The organism is Microtetraspora sp. NBRC 16547 (genome assembly GCF_030268965.1).
Taxonomy (GTDB): domain Bacteria; phylum Actinomycetota; class Actinomycetes; order Streptosporangiales; family Streptosporangiaceae; genus Microtetraspora.
On the sequence record NZ_BSSE01000021.1, the window covers coordinates 19,778 to 39,050 of the forward strand.

Annotated in this window: 17 protein-coding genes and 2 tRNA genes; 2 read left to right on the top strand and 17 right to left on the bottom strand. The window is 68.6% G+C overall.

The window, feature by feature from the left end:
• Positions 1-43: 43 nt before the first annotated feature.
• The 5 genes from QSK17_RS25205 to QSK17_RS25225 form a co-directional block, all read right to left on the bottom strand.
• Positions 44-119 (bottom strand) — tRNA-Ala (locus QSK17_RS25205).
• A gap of 16 nt (positions 120-135) precedes the next feature.
• Entirely contained in the window at positions 136-855 is a 720-nt protein-coding gene (locus QSK17_RS25210) for an HAD family hydrolase (RefSeq protein WP_285707722.1), read from the bottom strand.
• 39 nt (positions 856-894) lie between these two features.
• A complete protein-coding gene (locus tag QSK17_RS25215) occupies positions 895-1,014 on the bottom strand; it encodes a DLW-39 family protein (RefSeq protein WP_211264163.1) in 120 nt (39 codons plus the stop codon).
• Between the two features lie 282 nt (positions 1,015-1,296).
• Positions 1,297-1,680, bottom strand: a complete 384-nt coding sequence (locus QSK17_RS25220) for an ATP-binding protein (protein ID WP_285707723.1) — start codon at positions 1,678-1,680, stop codon at positions 1,297-1,299.
• A gap of 106 nt (positions 1,681-1,786) precedes the next feature.
• Positions 1,787-2,026 (bottom strand): DUF397 domain-containing protein, encoded by a 240-nt coding sequence (locus tag QSK17_RS25225; RefSeq protein WP_285707724.1) that lies wholly within the window; start codon positions 2,024-2,026, stop codon positions 1,787-1,789.
• Positions 2,027-2,385: 359 nt separating this feature from the next.
• Between QSK17_RS25225 and QSK17_RS25230 the strand changes: the two genes are divergently transcribed.
• The gene (locus QSK17_RS25230; protein ID WP_285707725.1) at positions 2,386-2,727 is read left to right on the top strand and encodes an FAD-binding oxidoreductase; all 342 of its coding nucleotides are present in this window, start codon (positions 2,386-2,388) and stop codon (positions 2,725-2,727) included.
• A 334-nt stretch (positions 2,728-3,061) separates the two neighbouring features.
• Here QSK17_RS25230 and QSK17_RS25235 read toward each other — a convergent pair whose 3' ends face one another.
• The 4 genes from QSK17_RS25235 to QSK17_RS25250 form a co-directional block, all read right to left on the bottom strand.
• On the bottom strand, positions 3,062-4,615 hold the full coding sequence (locus QSK17_RS25235) for a trypsin-like serine peptidase (protein WP_285707726.1): 1,554 nt from the start codon (positions 4,613-4,615) through the stop codon (positions 3,062-3,064).
• An 831-nt stretch (positions 4,616-5,446) separates the two neighbouring features.
• Positions 5,447-6,724, bottom strand: a complete 1,278-nt coding sequence (locus QSK17_RS25240) for an MFS transporter (RefSeq protein ID WP_285707727.1) — start codon at positions 6,722-6,724, stop codon at positions 5,447-5,449.
• A 329-nt stretch (positions 6,725-7,053) separates the two neighbouring features.
• Positions 7,054-7,323 (bottom strand): DUF6343 family protein, encoded by a 270-nt coding sequence (locus QSK17_RS25245; RefSeq protein WP_285707728.1) that lies wholly within the window; start codon positions 7,321-7,323, stop codon positions 7,054-7,056.
• A 73-nt stretch (positions 7,324-7,396) separates the two neighbouring features.
• Positions 7,397-7,753 carry a DUF3140 domain-containing protein gene (locus QSK17_RS25250; RefSeq protein ID WP_285707729.1) on the bottom strand — a complete coding sequence of 119 codons (357 nt, stop codon included), beginning with the start codon at positions 7,751-7,753 and terminating at the stop codon, positions 7,397-7,399.
• 355 nt (positions 7,754-8,108) lie between these two features.
• Between QSK17_RS25250 and QSK17_RS25255 the strand changes: the two genes are divergently transcribed.
• Positions 8,109-8,801, top strand: a complete 693-nt coding sequence (locus QSK17_RS25255) for a rhodanese-like domain-containing protein (RefSeq protein ID WP_285707730.1) — start codon at positions 8,109-8,111, stop codon at positions 8,799-8,801.
• A 43-nt stretch (positions 8,802-8,844) separates the two neighbouring features.
• Here the strand turns inward: QSK17_RS25255 and QSK17_RS25260 are convergent, their stop codons facing one another.
• The 8 genes from QSK17_RS25260 to recF all read right to left on the bottom strand — a co-directional run bounded on the left by QSK17_RS25260 (position 8,845) and on the right by recF (position 19,258).
• Positions 8,845-9,951, bottom strand: coding sequence for a serine hydrolase domain-containing protein (locus QSK17_RS25260; protein ID WP_285707732.1), 1,107 nt, complete (start codon positions 9,949-9,951; stop codon positions 8,845-8,847).
• A 139-nt stretch (positions 9,952-10,090) separates the two neighbouring features.
• Positions 10,091-11,098 carry an RNA polymerase subunit sigma-70 gene (locus QSK17_RS25265; RefSeq protein ID WP_285707733.1) on the bottom strand — a complete coding sequence of 336 codons (1,008 nt, stop codon included), beginning with the start codon at positions 11,096-11,098 and terminating at the stop codon, positions 10,091-10,093.
• 565 nt (positions 11,099-11,663) lie between these two features.
• Positions 11,664-11,740 (bottom strand) — tRNA-Ile (locus QSK17_RS25270).
• A 147-nt stretch (positions 11,741-11,887) separates the two neighbouring features.
• Positions 11,888-12,748 (bottom strand): DUF3566 domain-containing protein, encoded by an 861-nt coding sequence (locus QSK17_RS25275; protein WP_502889286.1) that lies wholly within the window; start codon positions 12,746-12,748, stop codon positions 11,888-11,890.
• Positions 12,745-15,246: a DNA gyrase subunit A gene (gyrA, locus tag QSK17_RS25280; RefSeq protein WP_285707734.1), complete on the bottom strand. Its 2,502-nt coding sequence runs from the start codon at positions 15,244-15,246 to the stop codon at positions 12,745-12,747. Before gyrA ends, QSK17_RS25275 begins: the two co-directional genes overlap by 4 nt.
• Before the next feature lie 13 nt (positions 15,247-15,259).
• Positions 15,260-17,203, bottom strand: a complete 1,944-nt coding sequence (gene gyrB / locus QSK17_RS25285) for a DNA topoisomerase (ATP-hydrolyzing) subunit B (RefSeq protein WP_285707735.1) — start codon at positions 17,201-17,203, stop codon at positions 15,260-15,262.
• Positions 17,204-17,493: 290 nt separating this feature from the next.
• Positions 17,494-17,979 carry a DciA family protein gene (locus QSK17_RS25290; protein ID WP_285707736.1) on the bottom strand — a complete coding sequence of 162 codons (486 nt, stop codon included), beginning with the start codon at positions 17,977-17,979 and terminating at the stop codon, positions 17,494-17,496.
• Positions 17,980-18,076: 97 nt separating this feature from the next.
• The gene (gene recF / locus QSK17_RS25295; protein ID WP_285707737.1) at positions 18,077-19,258 is read right to left on the bottom strand and encodes a DNA replication/repair protein RecF; all 1,182 of its coding nucleotides are present in this window, start codon (positions 19,256-19,258) and stop codon (positions 18,077-18,079) included.
• Positions 19,259-19,273: the final 15 nt, after the last annotated feature.

Below are 19,273 nucleotides of genomic sequence, written 5' to 3' on the forward strand. Positions count from 1 at the left end.
CACTCAAGCCTGGTTTTCAAGATCACATAATGAGTGTTTTTGCTGGTGGAGCCTAGGAGATTCGAACTCCTGACTTCCTGCTTGCAAAGCAGGCGCTCTGCCAACTGAGCTAAGGCCCCTGGTGCTAGGGAAAGCTTACCGGGCGGAAGTGGCAACCTGGTGCGTGTCGATCCCGCTTCCGGCGAGCAGAGCGGGGAATTCCGCGATCGACTCGACGATGTGGGTGGCGCCGCCTTCGATGAGACGGTCGCGACTGTGGCCGCCGGAGAGCATGCCGGCGATGAGCGAGGCGCCCGCGCGCCTCCCGGCGAGCATGTCGTTCTCGGAGTCTCCGAGAACGGCTACCTCGCGCACGTCTTTGATGCCGGCTCGCAGGACAGCGGTGAGGACCAGGTCCGGGAAGGGGCGCCCCCGTCCGGCGCAGTCCTCGGGGCAGAGAGCGAAGTCGAGCTCGCCGGCCCATCCCAGCGTGCCGAGGACACGTCCGAGCGTGGACCTGCTGAACCCCGTGATCAGGGCGATCTTTATCTCGGCCTCGCGGAGCTTCTCCAGCGCCTCGACGGCTTCCGGGAGCGGGAACAGCCCCGTCCTCTCGATGGCCCCCTCGTAGGAGCGCTCGAAAGTCAGGTTCGCCGCCTGCGCCTGGGCCTCGTTGCCGGGAAAGATGCCCCGAAAGACCTCGATCGTCGGGCATCCCCGGGACCGATGCACATGCACCATGGCGCGCGCGTACGCGCCGGTCCCGGGGACGATGCCCTGAGTGGCGATCGCCTCAGCGAACGCCCGCTCCACCATGGCGATGTCGCCGATCGTGGTGCTGGCCAGATCAAGACAGACCAGCCTCACGGGTGTCATGCCCGCACCTTCCCCACGATCAAGGTCCACCCCCGGTGGTCAGTTCTCGCTGCCGGTGGCCTCAGTCCACAGGTCCAGCTCGGCGCGGTCCGCCTGCACCTTGCGCCAGACGAGCAGTCCCCCAAGAGCGACCAGCGCGAGAACGAGCAGCTTCTTCACGGTGTGACCCCACTTCTATGACGGTCTCACCTGCCGGGTGAGACAACGCCCGGTTCTACAGTTCCTTGCAGCCTAGCAAGTGATCGGCGTTCAGCCCTGCTCACGGTAGAACCGGCTGGACCTTTATCAAAGGGCCAATCGGCCCGTATAACAGGCCGTGCGGCTCGCGACGCACGGCGTACTACGTCAGATTTCCCAGGTCAGAGACTCGCTAATCCCGGGAGCGCGAGCGGGGCGCCCAGGCTTTCGGACGACCACCCCGGGCTCCGCCCTGAGCAAAAATCAGGGGAGGGGGGCGGAGAGGAGTACGGCGGTGCCGTTCGGCCCGGTGCGGATGCTGACGTCGGCGAGCCGGTGCATCAGCCAGATTCCCCGGCCGCCGAAATCGAACCGGGCCATGCGCTTACGATGCAGCGTCCTGTCCGGGATGCCCGGGCCGCTGTCGGTGACCTCGCAGCGGAGCACGCCGGGCTCTCGCCACATGGCGATCCCCCGGGGTGCGACGCCGTACCTGACCGCGTTGGTGACCGCCTCGTGGACGGCGAGGACGAAGTCTTCCAGCGCCATATCCGCCAGACCGGCGTTGCGCGCCGACTCGGTGACCATGTGCCGGACCATGGTGATCGAACTACGGTCGAACTCCAGGCTCAGAAGGGTGCCCGACACCTCATCACCGCCTCTTGCGTCTGCCGCTTTCGTCTCCTTTGCCCTTACTGCTACTTACCGCCGATGCGCGGCTGACACATCTTTCGGGCAATCGGCTGCGGAAAGCTCAGCCGCCGGCCAGATCGTCGAACTCGCCCGCCTTGACCGCGCAGACGAAGAGACGCAGGTCAGAGGAACGGTAGACCAGCGCGGGCCCCTCGGGGTGCCGCGAGTTCCGCATCGCCACGCTTCCGCCCGGCAGCGGTGCGAGCTCGACGCAGTTGCCGTTCGGGTTGCTGTGCCGGCTCTTGCGCCATGGCACGTCCCCCAGTTCGGCGGACGGCATCCCGTTGTAGACCTGGGTCATCCATGCCTCACTCTCTTTTGATCAAAGAATACGATCCCTTTACGTTTGCACGTGCATCCGTACATGCAGGCGTAAATGCGCGAACCATACCGAACGGGCAGAGCCGAGGACCGGCCCTACGGCGCGGACCGAGTCGTCGAACGCCGGCCGCAGTCGGCCCTGTTCGTCGAGGGTCCGGTGCCCCTCGTCCGTCAGGCGGCAGTAGCGGCGTCCCGCGCGGGTATGACCTGACCAGCCGGGGGTAAGGGCGGGCCCATGGCTCGCATCGCGTCGGAATCCCTGATCGAACGGCTGGCCGCCTGGGGCGTGGACACGGTGTTCGGCCTGCCTGGTGACGGCGGTGACTAGAGGAGTGTTCCATGGCTTCCCGCAACCTTCTCCTGGGGCCCCGGCCGGCGACGCACGACCACTGCACCATCGGGGGGATGCTGGGCAACAACTCCTGCGGCGCGACCGCCCAGGCGTACGGCAAGATGTCCGACAACGTGCTCGGCCTCGATGTGCTGACGTACGGCGGCGCCCGGTTCTGGGCCGGTCCGGGTGGCGGCGACGGCATGCCGCAGGAGATGAGGGCGCGGCTGCGCGACCTGGGGGAGCGGTACGGCGAGGAGATCCGGCGGCGGCCGGTCCACCTCGCCGAGGCCCTGGACGAGGCCTGGCGGGCCGCCGTGCCCGGCGCCTCCCCCGGCGGGCACGGCTGACCCCCGTGCCCGCGGACGGGACCACCAGAACCCGATGACCCCGATCCGGATGGGCCGGGCCATGGAGGAGTGGGACGTCCGCTGGTTCGAGGAGCCCGTCACCTCCGACGACATCCGTGGGCTGCGCCGGGTCCGCGACGCAGCCGCGCGTGACGATCAGCCGCGCGTGACCTGTGTGGGTGATCAGTCCCGCGTGGGCGATCGGCCCGCGGCATCCGGCTTCGGTGGCAAGAGCCGAGCCGATGACGCCGAATCGGGGCCCGGCGGCGAACGCCGGGCCCCGATGGCATCCCTTTTCTTCAGGAGCGGTCTTCCGCGCCTTGCCGGTCAGGCCCTAGATGATCGTGCCGGACCAGACGTTGGCGGCCTGCTTGTAGACGCCGTACGTCTCACCGTCGAAGTACGGGGACATGCTGGTGTCGATCCGCTTGTTGCCGTCACGGTCCGCGACCGCGATGGTCACGCCGTTCAGGTAGCCGAGGCGGCGGGAGTTCTTGTAGTTGAGCAGCCACGCGGAGCCCAGCGAACCCTCACCGGTGAAGGACGACTTGACTCCGACGAGCTCGTCGCCCTTGATGGCCGGGGCCTTGGCGGCGAAGGTCTTGCCGTACGACCACTTGAGGGTCTGGCCCGTGAAGGCGTGGTGGCCATCCGGGTGCGAGCCGCTCGGGTAGCCGAAGACGTAGACCGGCTTGCCGATCTTCTGGTTGTAGGCCAGGCCCTGCCCGCCCACGTTGTCGCCCAGGCGGCCGGCGTCGGACACGCTACGGACGTAGTAGTGGTCCTTGTAGTACTTCTCCTGGCTGGAGGTCTTGATCCACTTCTTGACGAAGTACTGCTTCTTGTACGCCTCGACGTAGCGCTTGCCGCGCGTCAGCTTGAGGTCGCCCTGGAAGTTCTTGTCCTTCTTGAGCTTGTGGTACTCGGTCATGGAGATGCGGGTCCACGCGTCGCTCTGGTGACCGCACCAGGTGGGGCACTTCTCGCCGTTCTTCATGGCTTCGGTGCCGTTCGGGGCGGCGGCGTACTCCGACCCCTTGACCTCGACGGCGGTCAGCTTGATGCCGTTGATGCCCTTGGTGTAGTACTCGTCGTGCTTGGCGTAGCCGTCCGCCGGGGGATCGACCTCCACGGTCTCGGGGTCGAGGACCTTCTTCCAGTACGGCCCGCCCTCGGTGTACTTCTCGGCGAACTCGGCGGCGCTGACCTCCTCGGAGAGGATCTGCTTGTCGCCGGTGTAGGCGTCGTAGGTCTTCTTGTCGACTTCCTTGTCGCCGGCCAGCTTGATGCCGTTGTAGACGGTGACGAAGGCGTAGTCGCGGTCGCCGTCCTCATAGACGTCGAAGTCGTAGTGGGTGAAGGCCTGCTTGCCGACGTAGATGCCCCACGGGGTCTTGCCCTGGTAGTAACCGGGCACGAAGACCCACTTGTCCAGGGTGGCCTTGTTGGACTTCGTGTCGTACACGCAGTGCCCGGCCGTGGCGACCAGGTTGCGGTACTTCGACTGCACGGAGGTGGCGGTGCACCAGTGCGGGTTGCCGTCGGCACCGAGGAAGAACACCTTGCCGGTGGTCTTCGGGAGGTTGACGTTCTTGGACGTCGAGGACGACTTCTTCTCGTCCCCGATGGCCGGAACCGTGCCGGGCTTGCTGCTCTTGGACGGCCCGCCGCTGGAGATGTGCTTCGCCGAGACCGTGGTCTCGACGTTGTACGGCGTGGCCTGCTTCAGCATCTGCGCCGACCAGAAGAAGGCGACCTGCTGTGCGGCCTGTGAGGATCCGGCCAGCGTCTCCTTGACGCTGTAGCTGCCCGCTTGGGCCGGGGTGGCCACCAGGCCGGCGGCCAGGAGGCCAGTGAGGGTTCCGCCGATGGCGAGGGTGCGCTTCAAGGGAAAAGCTCCTTGGGCTGTCGTGGGACGTCATCTGCGCCCCATCCGTCAGTTAAGGACAGGTCAAAAACCTACAAGCCACACCAACTGTCCGTAAGGCCGTTTGCGGGCATCGTTTTCCCAGGTCGGACGAGTGACCGTTTCGTTACCTAAAAGACGATCATATTGAGATAATGGCGTTCCCCCAGGTCAAGCGGGATATCTGGCCACGCGTCCTGACCGGTCGGCGTCGCCCCAGTCAAGGCGAATTATGTGATGCGAATCACATCGAGAAGATGGCACGGATTTCGCCGTGGAACCGTCTAAATCGGCTTGCGCCGTCGAGGAGGCCCCGGGAGCCACCGGAAGTTGGGTGCCGAAGCCGGTTCACGAGCTGGTGCCGAAGCCGGTTCACGAGCCGGTTCACGAGCCGGTTCACGAGCCGGTTCACGAGCCGGTTCACGAGCCGGTTCAGGAGCTGGTGCCGGAGCGGGTGCCGGAGCGGGTTCACGAGCGGTTTCACGAGCGCACAGGACCCGCCACCGGCCGCAATGCCGTGAGCCTGCCGTGGGTCGTGTTTCGCGGATCTTTTCGGCCTACGGCGACCGTCCGCCGAGGCCAGCGCTCAGGACGCCGGTTCTAGTGCCCCAACCGGCAAGGTTTGCCCGGAAGGAGCGGTGTCCAGGGTGGTGCATCGCAAGGCGGAGGAGGAGGTCGTAGCGGAGCCTACGGCCGACATTCCCGGGCCCCGCGGAAAGTCCGAGCTTGCGAGGAGTTTTCGTGGGTGGGGCGACAACGCGGCGAGGTGCCGCCCTGGGCGACGCGACGGGGCAAAGATTGATTGGCGGGGCACTAGGCGCCGGCCTCCATCGGCGCGGCATTCCGTGGGCCGGCGGCCGGTTCCTCTTCCGGGGCGCGCAGGCCGCGTACCCCGGGGGACAGCAGCGCGAGCAGGGATACCACCGCGATGATCGCCGAGCAGCCGAGCAGTGCGGGCCGCGGCCCGATCGCGACGGCGACCGGCCCGGCCACCAGCAGGCCGATCGGGCCGAACATCAGCGAGCCGAGCGCGTCGTAGGAGCTCACCCGCGACAGCGCCTCCGGCGGGATCTCCCGCTGCATGGTGGTGTTCCACAGCACGCCGAAGATGTCGAAGCAGACGCCCATCACGACCCCTGCGGCGACCACGGCCCACAGCGGAGACGCCGCCCCGAGCAGCAGGTATGGCAGAGCCGTCGGCAGGGTGAGCAGGGTCGCGAACAGGATGGGACGGCGCGGCCGCAGCCGCAGAGTCACCAGGATGCCGACGATCATGCCGACGGCCTCACCCGCGAGGACCGCCGACCAGGCCGGGGCGCCGCCCAGGCTCTCCTTGGCCACCAGGGGCCCGAGAACGCCGTGCGCGGCCTGGAAGGCCACCATCAGCACGGAGAACTGCGCGACCACCACCCACAGCCACTGCCGGGAGGAGAACTCGCGCCATCCCTCGCGCAGGTCTGCGATCACCGAGTGCCGCTCCTCCGCGGAACGCTCCGCCGGGGTGAGGCGCAGCGCCGTGACCAGCATGGCCGCTATGGCGAACATCGTGCCGCTGACGGCGAGCGCCCAGCCGGCCCCGAGCAGGACCACCGCGACGCCGCTCAGGACGAGCCCCATGACCCGGGAAATGTTGGTGCCGAGCCCAAGCAGGGCATTCGCCGTCTGCAACCGGTCGGCCGGGACGACGTCGGGAACGATCCCGGTCAGCGCGGGAAAGAAGATCGCGGTCGCGATGCCGCTGACGGCCGCCGCCGTCACCAGACCGGGAATCGGCGTCCACCCGATGAGCATCATCGCGGCGAGGCAGAAGTACGCCGCCGCGTTGAGCCCCTCGCCCGCCATCATCACGCGGTGCCTGGGGAACCGGTCCGCGATGACACCGCCGACCAGCATGAACGCGACCATCGGCAGCGCCTCGGCGGCGAGGACCACCGACAGCGTCGTGGGAGTCGCCCCCGGCAGCGCGAGCACGCCGAAAGCGAGGGCGACGGGCGCGAAGGCGCTGCCGAGCACCGAGATGGTCCGCGCGGCAAGCAGCAGGGCGAAACGCCGATCCCGGAGCATGCCGAGATCGCGACGGACACTGTGCACTGCTGCTCCTCGCTGGTGGCCCCCGGAACGGATCCATGTTGCCGTTCACGGCAGGGAACTGTCGCTTCATTTAAGCGGCGCGAGGTGGGGGTGATCCTCCGTCCGCAGGTCCAGAAGGACCGGGACGAAGGTCTGAAGCCCTCCGGTGGAAAACCCCGGCGAAGGCCGCGCGTGACGTCCCACCAGCCGGTCGGTGAGATCCTCTCGAGCTACGGCCTCACCCTGAGGGTGTGGCGGCGGGAACCCGAGCCCGAGTCCCAGCCCCAGCAATCCGCCCGGCGGCTCCCTGACCCGCCGCGGCGGTGGCACGCTCACGTCGTCCAGATCGGTCATGGCTCTTCCGATTCCCGTTTCTCCGCTCTCCTGCGGCGCCTGATCCGGACCCAGATGACGAGCAGGTCGATCGCGGCGACCAGGGCGATGAAGGCGGCGATGCCCGACTCGACGGCCCAGACCCCCTCTCCGGTCGCGACCGCGGCGTACGCGAACACGATCGCGGCTGCCAGCGCGATGGGCAGCGCCACTCCGGAAAGGAGCATCCGGGCACGGAGGGCACTGCGCGCCTCCAGCGGCTCGGTGCCCCGCCGGTTGCCCCACATGAGCTCATCCCCTTCCCCGGAACCTCACCCGGAATCCGGCGGAACCCGTACCGCGAAGCCCCGCCGTACGGCGTCAGTCACCAGAGGGGACGGGTCCGAGCGGATCGTGACCCACCGACATCAGGGTGTGCCGCCAGCGGTCGTCCCTGGCCGCCACGGCCGGGGCGCCGACCACCCTTTCCCGTACGAAGTCGACGACGCGGCGCATCACCTCGACGTCCTCGTCCGTCAGGTCGACCTTGCACTTACCGAGCACGTGGAGGACGCCACGCCCCAACTCCTGGACGTCCAGGTCGGGATCGGCGGGGGAGGCGTTCTCACCGGGCGCGGAGGTGAGCAGCCAGGAGCGCAACTCCGCCGATGTCATGTTGACCACCCCGTGGAACTCCTCCCAGAGCAGGTCCACCTCAGGGTCGGAGCGATGGGCCATGAGTTCCCCCTTCGACCAGGCTCGTCTACCCGTGAGCGCCGCGCGGATGCAGGCGCGTCCGGTCCGAAGAGAGGACGAAAAGACGAGACCCCGCCAGGAGTGCTCCTGACGGGGTCCCGACGTGTGCGTAACCGGTGCCGGGTCGCCTCTCGGCGAAATGCACAACGCGGCTCCAGCCGAACGGTAGTCCGCGAAGGCTAAATTAGGTGAGGCCCGGGGACACCTGCACACCGGCCACGAGAGATGTAACCACCCTTCGCCGGGCTTTGTTCCCGGCCTCCGGACTTCGTCTTCCGGGCCGCCCGCCGTCCACGCCGGGACGTGCCATGCCCCGTCCGGCGGGTAGGGCTGACTCATGGTTCACACGATCGACCGTGACGCCGTACAGGAACTGCTGGCCGACCATGAGGCCCAGCTCGTCGAAGTGCTGCCCCTGGAGGAGTACGAGTGGGCGCACCTGCCGGGCGCCGCGCACCTGCCGCTCAAGGAGCTCGACGAGGAGTCGGCCGCGCGGCTGGACGCGTCGCGACCGGTGATCGTCTACTGCCACGACCGGATGTGCGACATGAGTCCGCGCGCGGCCCGTCGGCTCGAACGGCTCGGCTTCGACCAGGTCCACGACTACGCCGAAGGCAAGATGGACTGGATCGCCGCCGGGCTGCCCTTCGAAGGGCACGCCGTCCTGGTCGCCCAGGCCGTCCGCCGCGACCCGGTGATCGCCTACCTCGACGACCCGGTGGACGAGGTCGCCGAACGGATCATCGCCGATCCGGCGGGACTCGCCGTGGTGGTCGACAGGGACCACCTCGTCCAGGGCGTCATCGGCGAAGCCGAGCTGAAGGGCGTGGCCACCGGCTCGACCGCCGAGCAGGCCATGCGGTTCGGCGTCACCACCGTACGGCTGAGCGAGGACATGGAGCCGCTGGTCCGGCGGATGGATCGGGCCAAGATCCACCATCTGGTCGTGACCCGCCCGGACGGCCGACTGGCCGGCCTCTTCGTCCTGGACGCCGTCAGAGCCCCCGAATCCGAACCCGACCAGGGCTGACCATCCTTCCCGCCTTGGCGAGGCGGCACGGCGGATCATATGGTCAACCGGCCTGGAGCACTATCCGGGCGATCCGTTCGACGGTGGTGAAATCGCCCGCCGAAGCGCGGTTCTTCATCACCCCCACGCTGAACCCGGTGGCGGTGTCCGCGAAGGCCGCGGTGCCGCCGCTGCCGGCCATCCCGAACAGGGTGGGCTCGTCGAGTGTCGCGGTCAGGCCGATCGAGTAGCCGAGTCCCCACGTGGCGGGGGCGCCGGTGACCTCGTCCAGGCCCGTGACCGCCGCCGAGGACAGCTCGCGCAGCCGGCCGGGGGAGACCAGCGTTTTGGCCAGCAGCGCGTCGTACATGCGCGCGACCGCGCGAGCGGTCATCGTCGCACCCGCGGGAATGTCGGCCCTCAGCACATCGGCGCGGTTGCTGAACGCGGCATCCGGCATGGCCGCCATCGGAGCCGCCGTGTAACCGTTGACCACCCTGAAGAACGGGATCTCGGCCAGCATCTCCGCGGGCAGTTCCATCGCGGGACCGGCGTCCTCGATCGTGGCCAGTCGGCCGAGTTCGGACTCGGGCACGCCGAAGAACAGCTCGTCGGCCACGCCGAGCGGACCCGCAACATCCTCGCGCAGCACCTGCGAGATCGTCCGGCCGGTCACCCGGCGTACGACCTCGCCGAGAATGAAGCCGTACGTCTGGGGGTGGTAGCCGAACCGGGTGCCCGGCTCCCACCACGGCACGGCGGCGGCGATCCCGGCGCACATCGCGTCCCAGTCGCACAGATCCTCCGGCGTGGTGCCCACCGGCACCCCGGGCACGCCGGTCGCGTGCGTCAGCGCGTGCCGTACGGTCGCCTTGTCCTTGCCGTGGGCGGCGAACTCCGGCCACACGTCCGCGATGGGGGTGTCGTAGTCGAGTACCCCGCGCTCGGCGAGCACGTGGACGACGGTCGCGGTAACGCCCTTCCCGGTCGAGGTGGCGTAGACGGGGGTCTCGGACGTGAGCGCACGGCCCGTCTCCGGGTCTGCGACGCCCGCCGCCGCGTCGACCAGGAGCGCGCCGCGCCGGTAGACGGCGACCTGCACGCCGCGCTCGACTCCCGCCCCGACGAGCTCGTCGATGGCGGCCTGCACGTCCTGCTGAAGATCGGTCATGGTGAGTTCCTCTCTCGTTGACTCCCTCATGAGACGAGCGGAGCGCGAGAAAGGAATCGGTCCGCCTCCGAACCCCAGAGCCGCAGAGCCTCGAAACCGCAAAGCCCCGCACTTCAGCTCGGGACCTCAGCTCGGAACCTCAGAGCGAGGCCGGAAGGCCGAGCCATGGGAACAGGTCGTACGTCGTGATCTGGGTGATCAGACCGTCCTCAACCCGCAGCACGCCCAGCCAGGAGGGGGCAAATCCGGACTCGCCGGGCCTGCGAAGATAAGCGGCGGCGGCAGGCTGCCGGTTGGCCCACACGGGGAGGAGCCGCCAGTCGCCCCACGCCTCGGGACCCACCATCGCGGGAGTCCACGACGCCAGGAACGCCTCACGTCCCAGGATCCAGATCGGCTCGGGCGGCATCGTCTGCCACACGTCGGCCCGGAGGATCCCCGCCAGGACCGACGGATCGGCCTGCTCAACGGCATCGATGTAGCGCCGCAGGACTGCCCGCTCCTCCGCGGTGGGCTCGGTGGAGGCGCCCCACTCCAGCCGCCGCTCCGGCAGGTGCCGCCTGACCGTCGGCCTGGCCCGCTGCAGAGCGCTCTTCACCGCGGCGACGGTCAGGTCGAGCGACTCGGCGGTCTCCTGCGCCGACCAGCCGAGCACATCGCGCAGGATGAGCACGGCCCGCTGCCGAGGCGGCAGGTGCTGGATCGCGATCAGAAAGGCCAGCTCGATCGTCTCGCGGTCGATCACGACATCGGCCGTGTCCAGCAGCACATCGGGGTACGGCTGAAGCCACGGCACCGCGTCCGAGGCCGGCGCGTCAAGCCCTGGATCGGCGACGACCGGCGCCGAACGCGGCTGCGGCCGCCGGGGATGCGCCCTGAGGTGGTCCAGGCAGGCGTTGGTGGCGATCCGGTACAGCCAGGCGCGCAGGCCGGACTCGTCCCGCAGGGTGTCCCGCCGCCGCCAGGCCCGCAGGAACACCTCCTGCACCAGGTCCTCGGCCTCGTCGAAGGAGCCGAGCATCCGGTAGCAGTGCACGTGCAGCTCGCGCCGATGCTCCTCGACCCGCGCGCCGAACCCCTCCACGACCACCACCCGATCCGTCCCTGCCACGTCCCGGCGAGCCAACCAGAGTTCGCACGCGTACACACTCGAAATGATCGGATCAGCGGTCCGCCGGTGGCCGTTTGTCGGGTTGTCTCGCTACAGCCAACCCGTGAGCGATGACCAGAGCGGGTTGGAGCGGCTCATCGCTGTGCCTTCCCTGTCGGGTCCTCACAGATGGTGCGGTGGGCGTTCGAGGCGGGATTCCATCGCCTGGAGCTGAAGCACTCGATCGCCAATGCGGCCTCGTGCCGAGTGGCGGACAAGCTTGGCTTTCCGCTGGAAGGTGTCTTGCGCAGCGCGCTTCGCCATGGGGACGGATGGCATGACATGCACCTGCATGCCCGGTTTGTAGACGACACGTTGGTATCAGCTCACTCTGACGAGTAGCACGCCGTACGCGGCCTGACGTTCCTGCTGAGGTCGCTCCTCAGGTGGCCTCGTTGATGTGGAACTGTCCGATATGGCCCTGCTCGGCTACCGTCCATAGGCACGCGCTTGCGGTGACGAGTGGCGGGTGACCGGGCTCTTCGAGTGAGCCGAGTGAGGCCGTTGCAGTACCGGTTGCAGCAGAACGCCCCGAAGCTTGATCGCTGCGGGGCGTTTTCGTTGGTGGGGCTACCAGGACTTGAACCTGGGACCTCTTCCTTATCAGGGAAGCGCTCTAACCGACTGAGCTATAGCCCCGCGCACGCGCCACGAACGTTACCGCATCCGCTGGGCGGAGGCGAATTTCGTTGCTCGAACGAGGAAAAGCCTACCGTGTTCCGGAGGGTGGTCACGCCCTCCCGGTTGGTACGGCCACCGCCGGACGGGCGGCGGCCGTACCGCGGACTACTCGGCCTCGCTGAAGGTCACCTCGATGCCACCGACGAGGCTGGACGACAGGTTGTAGATGACGGCGCCCAGCGTGGACAGGGCGGTGATGAGGACGACGTTGACCGCACCGAGCAGGGCCGTGTAGCCGAGGATGCGGACGGGGTCGAACCAGGCGTCGATGCTCTTCGCGAGATCGCTGGTCGCCTTGCCGCCGTCGCCGGCCGTCAGCTGGGTGACGGCGTCGGTGATGGTGTCGAAGACGCCGAGCGCCGAGAGCACGCCGTACAGCACGGCCACGGCGACGAACAGCACCACGAAGCAGACCAGCGACAGGACGAAGCTGAACTTCATCGCCGACCACGGCTCCACCCGGCGCAGCACCAGGTGGGCCTTGCGCGGGGCGCGGATCCCCGGCTTGCCGTCCGGAGCCGGCTCGGTCCGTACGACCGGCTCAGGAGCACCGGACGGGAAGGCCGCACCGGCCGCCGGCTTCGGCGACGAGCCCATGGCGGGGCGGGGGTAGGCGGCGGTCGGTCCGGGACCGGCCACCTGCCTGCCGGGGGCGGAGGCGCCGCCGGGCCCGGTTGCTCCGGGACCGCTCGGCCCCGGGTTGCCACCGGGACGCGGAGCGCCGCCGTCGCCGGACTGCTTCCACGACTGGTCCGGCCCGCCGGGCCGGACGCGGAGGCTGTCCCCGGATTTGTTGTCCTTGCCGGGAGATGTCACATCATCAGCATCGCGCGCCACCCCAGCGACGCTACCGCTTTCGCCGACCCGCTCGGTCACCTGGTCCCGCCTCGGGGAGGAGGCGGGACGGGCGCCTCCTGACTTCTTATCGGGCGCGCCGGCCGCGTTCCCGCCGCTGGAGTTGCTCATGCCTCGTCTCCTGCCCCGTCTTCCTCGGTCTCCAACGACTCGGCATTCCGGGCGAGGGCCACAACGCTGTCGCCATCGGCGAGGTTCATCAGGCGCACACCCATGGTCTGCCGGCCGGACTGCTTGACTTCACCGGCGCTGGTCCGGATCACCCCACCGGCAGAGGTGATCGCGAAAACTTCGTCCTCAGGACGAACCATGACGGCACCGACAAGCTTGCCACGAGCGCTGACGATTTTCGCCGTCAGCACGCCCTTTCCACCGCGGCCCTGAACCGGATATTGACTGGCTGGCGTCCGCTTTGCATAGCCGCCTTCGGTCGCGACCAGCACATCGTCGCCATCGCTGATGACGTTCATCGCGAGAAGCTCGTCACCTTCGAGGAACCGCATGCCGATCACGCCGCTGGTGGCGCGCCCCATCGGGCGGAGCGCCTCGTCGGAAGCGGTGAACCGGATCGACTGCGCATCCTTGGAGACGAGGAGCAGGTCGTCGTCCTCGGAAACGAGCCGGGCCGCGATCACCTCGTCGTCCTCGCGCAGGTTGATCGCGATGAGGCCGCCGGAGCGCGGCGAGTCGTACTCCGACAGCCGCGTCTTCTTCACCAGGCCGCTGCGCGTGGCGAGCACCAGGTACGGCGCCACGTCGTAGTCGCGCAGGTCGAGGATCTCCATGACGTGCTCGTCCGGCTGCATGGCGAGCAGGTTCGCCAGGTGCTGCCCTCGGGCGTCCCGGCCCGAGTCCGGCAGCTCGTACGCCTTGACCCGGTACACCCGCCCCTTGTCGGTGAAGGCGAGCAGCCAGTGGTGCGTGGTGGTCACGAAAAAGTGCTCGACGATGTCGTCCTGGCGGAGCTGCGCGCCCCTGACGCCCTTGCCGCCGCGCTTCTGCGCGCGGTAGAGGTCCATGTTGGTGCGCTTGGCGTACCCACCGCGGGTGATCGTGACGACCATGTCCTCTTCGGCGATCAGGTCCTCGATGGACATGTCGCCCTCGTAGGCGATGATCTCGGTCTTGCGGTCGTCGCCGAACTTGGCGGCGATCTCGGTGATCTCCTCGGAGACGATGGTCCGCTGCCGCTCGGGCGAGGCGAGGATGCTCTGGTAGTCGGCGATCTGCGTCATCAGGCCGTCGTACTCGTCCTGGATCTGCTGCCGTTCGAGGGCGGCCAGCTTGCGCAGCTGCATGTCGAGGATGGCCTGCGCCTGGATCTGGTCGATGTCCAGGAGCGTCATCAGGCCGCCCTGCGCCTCGGCCGCCGACGGCGACCGCCGGATGAGGGCGATGACCTCGTCCATCCGGTCGAGCGCCCTGAGCAGGCCGCGCAGGATGTGCGCGCGCTCCTCGGCCTTGCGCAGCAGGAAGCGGGTCCGCCGGACGACGACCTCGACCTGGTGCTCGATGTAGTACTTGACGAACTGGTCGAGCCGCAGCGTGCGCGGCACGCCGTCCACCAGGGCGATCATGTTCGCGCCGAAGGTGGTCTGCAGCTGGGTGTGCTTGTACAGGTTGTTCAGCACGACCTTGGCGACGGCGTCGCGCTTGAGCACGATCACCAGCCGCTGGCCGGTGCGCGAGGAGGTCTCGTCGCGCACGTCCGCGATGCCGGTGATCCGGCCGTCCTTGACCAGCTCGGCGATGGTGAGGGCGAGGTTGTCCGGGTTCACCTGGTACGGCAGGGCCGTCACGACCAGGCACTGCCGGCCCTTGGCGTCCTCCTCGACCTCCACGATCGCCCGCATGGTGATCGAGCCGCGGCCGGTGCGGTACGCGTCGTCGATGCCCCTGCGGCCGACGATCAGCGCGCCGGTGGGGAAGTCGGGGCCCTTCACGCGCGCGATGAGCGCTTCGAGCAGCTCCTCGTCGCTCGCGTCGGGGTTCTCCAGGCTCCACTTCACCCCCGCGACGACCTCGCGGAGGTTCTGCGGCGGGATGTTCGTCGCCATGCCGACCGCGATGCCGGCGGAGCCGTTCACCAGGAGGTTGGGGAACCTCGACGGCAGGACGATCGGCTCCTGCGACCGCCCGTCGTAGTTGGGCTGGAAGTCGACGGTCTCCTTGTCGATGTCCCTGAGCATCTCCATGGCGATCGGCGCGAGACGGCACTCGGTGTACCGCATCGCGGCGGCCGGGTCGTTGCCCGGCGAGCCGAAGTTGCCCTGGCCGTCGACCAGCGGATAGCGCAGCGACCAGGGCTGCGCGAGCCGTACGACGGCGTCATAGATCGACGTGTCGCCGTGCGGGTGGTAGGAACCCATGACGTCACCGACGACGCGGGAGCACTTGAAATATCCCCGGTCGGGCCGGTAGCCGCCGTCGAACATCGCGTACAGCACCCGGCGGTGCACGGGCTTGAGCCCGTCGCGCACGTCGGGCAGGGCACGCGACACGATGACCGACATCGCGTAGTCCATGTAGCTGCGCTGCATCTCGGACTGGATGTCCACCGGTTCGATGCGGTCAGCGGGCGGTCCAGGCGGAGTGTTCACTTCCGTCACGAAAAGTCAGTCCTTACACGTCGAGGAAGCGGACGTCACGGGCGTTGCGGATGATGAAGTTCCGGCGGGCTTCCACGTCCTCGCCCATCAGGACGGTGAACAGCTCATCCGCCTGCGCGGCATCGTCGAGCGTCACCTGGAGGAGGACCCGGGTGTGGGGGTTCATCGTGGTGTCCCACAGCTGCGCGGCGTTCATCTCGCCGAGACCCTTGAAGCGCTGGACGCCGTCGTGCAGGCGCGGATCGCGCTTGCCACGCGCGATGCCTTCCTCGATGGTCGCGTCGCGCTCCCGGTCGGAGAACGCGTACGACGCGTCCTCGCCCTTGCGGTCCCACTTGATCTTGTACAGCGGAGGCTGGGAAAGGTAGACATGCCCTGCCTCGATCAGCGGCCGCATGAAACGGAACAGCAGCGTCAGCAGCAGGGTGGTGATGTGCTGGCCGTCGACGTCGGCGTCGGCCATCAGGATCAGCTTGTGGTAGCGGAGCTTGGCGATGTCGAACTCGTCGTGGACGCCGGTGCCGAGCGCGGTGATCATCGCCTGGACCTCGTTGTTCTTGAGGACCTTGTCGATGCGCGCCTTCTCGACGTTCAGAATCTTGCCGCGCAGGGGGAGGATCGCCTGGAACTTGGGATCCCGGCCGCCCTTCGCGGAGCCGCCGGCCGAGTCACCCTCGACGATGTACAGCTCGCACTTCTCCGGCTCGGACCACTGGCAGTCGGCCAGCTTGCCCGGCAGGCCGCTCCCGCTCTCCAGCAGAGACTTGCGCCGGGTGAGGTCGCGGGCCTGACGCGCCGCGATGCGGGCGCGGGAGGCCTGGAGCGACTTGTTGATGATCTCCTTGGCCTCGCCCGGGTTGCGCTCGAACCAGTCGCGCAGGTGGTCGTTGCACGCCTTCTGCACGAACGACTTCGCCTCGGTGTTGCCGAGCTTGGTCTTGGTCTGGCCCTCGAACTGCGGATCGGCGAGCTTCACCGAGATGATCGCGGTGAGTCCCTCGCGGATGTCGTCACCGGTGAGGTTGTCGTCCTTGCCCTCCTTGAGGAACTTCTGCTCGCGCGCGTAGCGGTTGACGATGCTGGTCAGCGCGGCGCGAAAGCCCTCCTCGTGGGTGCCACCCTCGGCGGTGTTGATCGTGTTCGCGAAGGTGTAGACCGACTCCGAGTACGAGGAGTTCCACTGCATGGCGATCTCGACCGAGATTCCGTCGCCGTGCTCCTCGAAGTCGATGACGGAGCTGTGGATGGGCTCCTTCTTCTTGTTGAGGTGGCCGACGAAGTCGGACAGGCCGCCCTCGTAGTAGTACGTGGCGACGACCGGCTCGCCGTTGACGTGGTCGGGCCGCTCGTCCCTGATGATGATCGTCAGGCCCTTGTTGAGGAAGGCCATCTCCTGGAACCGGCGGGAGAGCGTCTCGAAGTTCCAGGTGGTCGTCTCGAAGATCTCGTCGTCGGCCCAGAACGTGATCGTGGTGCCGGTCACGTCGGTCGGCTCGCCCTTGCGCAGCGGACCGGTCGGCTTGGACCGCTCGTACGTCTGCGACCAGTGGTAGCCGTCGGTGCGGATCGCCACGTCCAGGCGTGTGGACAGCGCGTTCACCACGGAGACGCCCACGCCGTGCAGACCGCCGGAGACGGCGTACGACTTGCTGTCGAACTTGCCGCCGGCGTGCAGCGTGGTGAGCACGAGCTCGACCGCGGGCCGCTTTTCCACAGGGTGTTCGCCGACGGGGATGCCACGGCCGTTGTCGACGACCCTGACCCCGTTGTCCGCGAGGAGCGTGACCTCGATGGTGTCGCAGTAACCAGCCAGGGCCTCGTCGACCGAGTTGTCCACAACTTCGTAGACCAGGTGGTGGAGACCGCGCTCGCCCGTCGAGCCGATGTACATGCCGGGGCGCTTGCGGACCGCTTCCAGACCTTCGAGAACGGTGATAGAGCTAGCGTCGTAGGACAAGTGCGAAATCCTCCTGCCGCGGACACGTGGCGAGCGAGACCCCTGCTGGCTGCCCCTGCCGTGCCCGTCACCGTCGTGAGTAAGCCCCGTGCGATCACCCAGAGGAAAACCGGCCTAGAACCGGGGTGACGCGCAAGCGGACCGTGTCCTTGAGTCCGCGTCCATTCTACTGCTCTCACAGCACTTACGTGGCAATGACGGCCGCTGTGATGCCCCCTCGCGCGACGATCATGTTTTCAGGCACCCCCCCTTTGGGAAGGGGGTCAGTCGCTCAGGCGCAATTATGGAGCCTAGCCGTAGGTATCGCCGGGCCCCTGGCTGCCTCGGACGCGCAACCCGCCCTGACGGGGCCCCGTACCCGGGCCGCGCACCCTGACCCGCTTGACCGTGCCGTCGCCGAGCTCCTCGTTCAGGCGCCTGACCAGCGTAGCCGCGAGCAGGCGCACCTGCGTGGCCCACGCGGTGGAGTCGGCCGCTACGAAAACCTCGCCGTCCTCGAAGGATTCAGGCTTCGTGTGCGCGGCCAGATCGGGCCCCACGATCTCGCGCCAGCGGCCGAACACCCCGCCGACCGCGACCGGCTGCTCCCATCCCCGGTCCGCGAGCAGATCCCTGATGGCCTTCCCGAAGGGCTGTGGATCGCCGGCGTCCCGCCGCTGCCCGGAGGATTTGCGGCGCGGCTCGGTGCGCGGCAACTGCCCCCGCCTGGCCGCGTCGGCCTTCGCCTGGGCCAGCCTCTCCCGGGCGAGTGCCGCGCCCCTGGCGGTTGTGCTCATGGCGCTCGCTTCGCTCGCGCGGTTCGGGGCGCTTTCGAGGCCGCTCGTGATGTACGCGGCGTTCGCTTCGCTCGCGCGGGATCTCCCTTGTGGCGACTCATCGGACACGGGTCACACTCCCCGCGGTGACGTCGAACCGCGCGCCGGCCAGCTCGGCGGGCACGTCGCCCGGCACCGCCGCCGTGATCAGGACCTGCTCGGCCGGGGCGACGATCTCGGCCAGCCGGGTCCGGCGGTGGCTGTCCAGCTCCGCGAACACGTCATCGAGGATCAGCACCGGATCGCCGCCGTCCGCGCGGAGCAGGTCATAGGCCGCCAGCCGCAGCGCCAGCGCGAACGACCACGACTCGCCGTGGCTGGCGTATCCGCGCGCCGGCAGCTCACCCAGCGCCAGGTGCAGGTCGTCGCGGTGCGGCCCGACCAGAGTGACACCGCGCTCCAGCTCCGCCTGCCGCACCTCGGCGAGGCTCGCGCGCAACGCCTCCTCCAGAATGTCGCGACTTGTTCCACAGCCTGTGGACAACTTCGCGCCCGTCCGGTACTCCAGGTCCGCCGGGGCCGACGCCGGCGCGAGCGTCGCGTACGCCTTGGCGGCCAGCGGCCGCAACGCCTCCACCAGGTCCAGCCGGGCGGCCAGCAGCTCCGCGCCGTGTCGTACGAGATGGGCGTCCCAGACGTCGAGCGTGCCCAGCACGTCGCCGGCGCCCGCGGAGGCGAACGCCGCCTCGTCATCCTGTCTGCGCGCGCTGCGCCGCCGCCCCGGTTTGGTCGAGGCCGCCGTACGCAACAGGGTGTTGCGCTGCTTGAGGACGCGGTCGTAGTCGGCGCGGACCCCCGCGAAACGGGGGGTGCGCGCGACCAGCAGGTCGTCGAGGAACCGGCGGCGCTCGGACGGGTCGCCCTTCACCAGGGCGAGGTCCTCGGGGGCGAACAGGACCGTGCGCAGCAGGCCGAGGGCATCACGCGGCCGCGAGACCGGCGAGCGGTTCACCCGCGCCCGGTTGGCCCGGCCCGGGTTGATCTCCAGCTCGACCAGCGCGCGGCGCTCGTCCCTGGCGACCAGCGCGCGGACGATCGCCCGGTCGGCGCCGTGCCGTACCAGCGGGGCGTCGGTGGCGACCCGGTGGCTCGACTGCGTCGCGACGTATCCGATGGCCTCGACCAGGTTGGTCTTGCCGTGTCCGTTGGGTCCGACGAACGCCGTCACCCCCGGGTCGAGGGCGAGCTCGGCCGAGGGGTAGGACCGGAAGTCGGTCAGGGACAGGTGGCACACACGCACCCCGAAAGGCTAGTC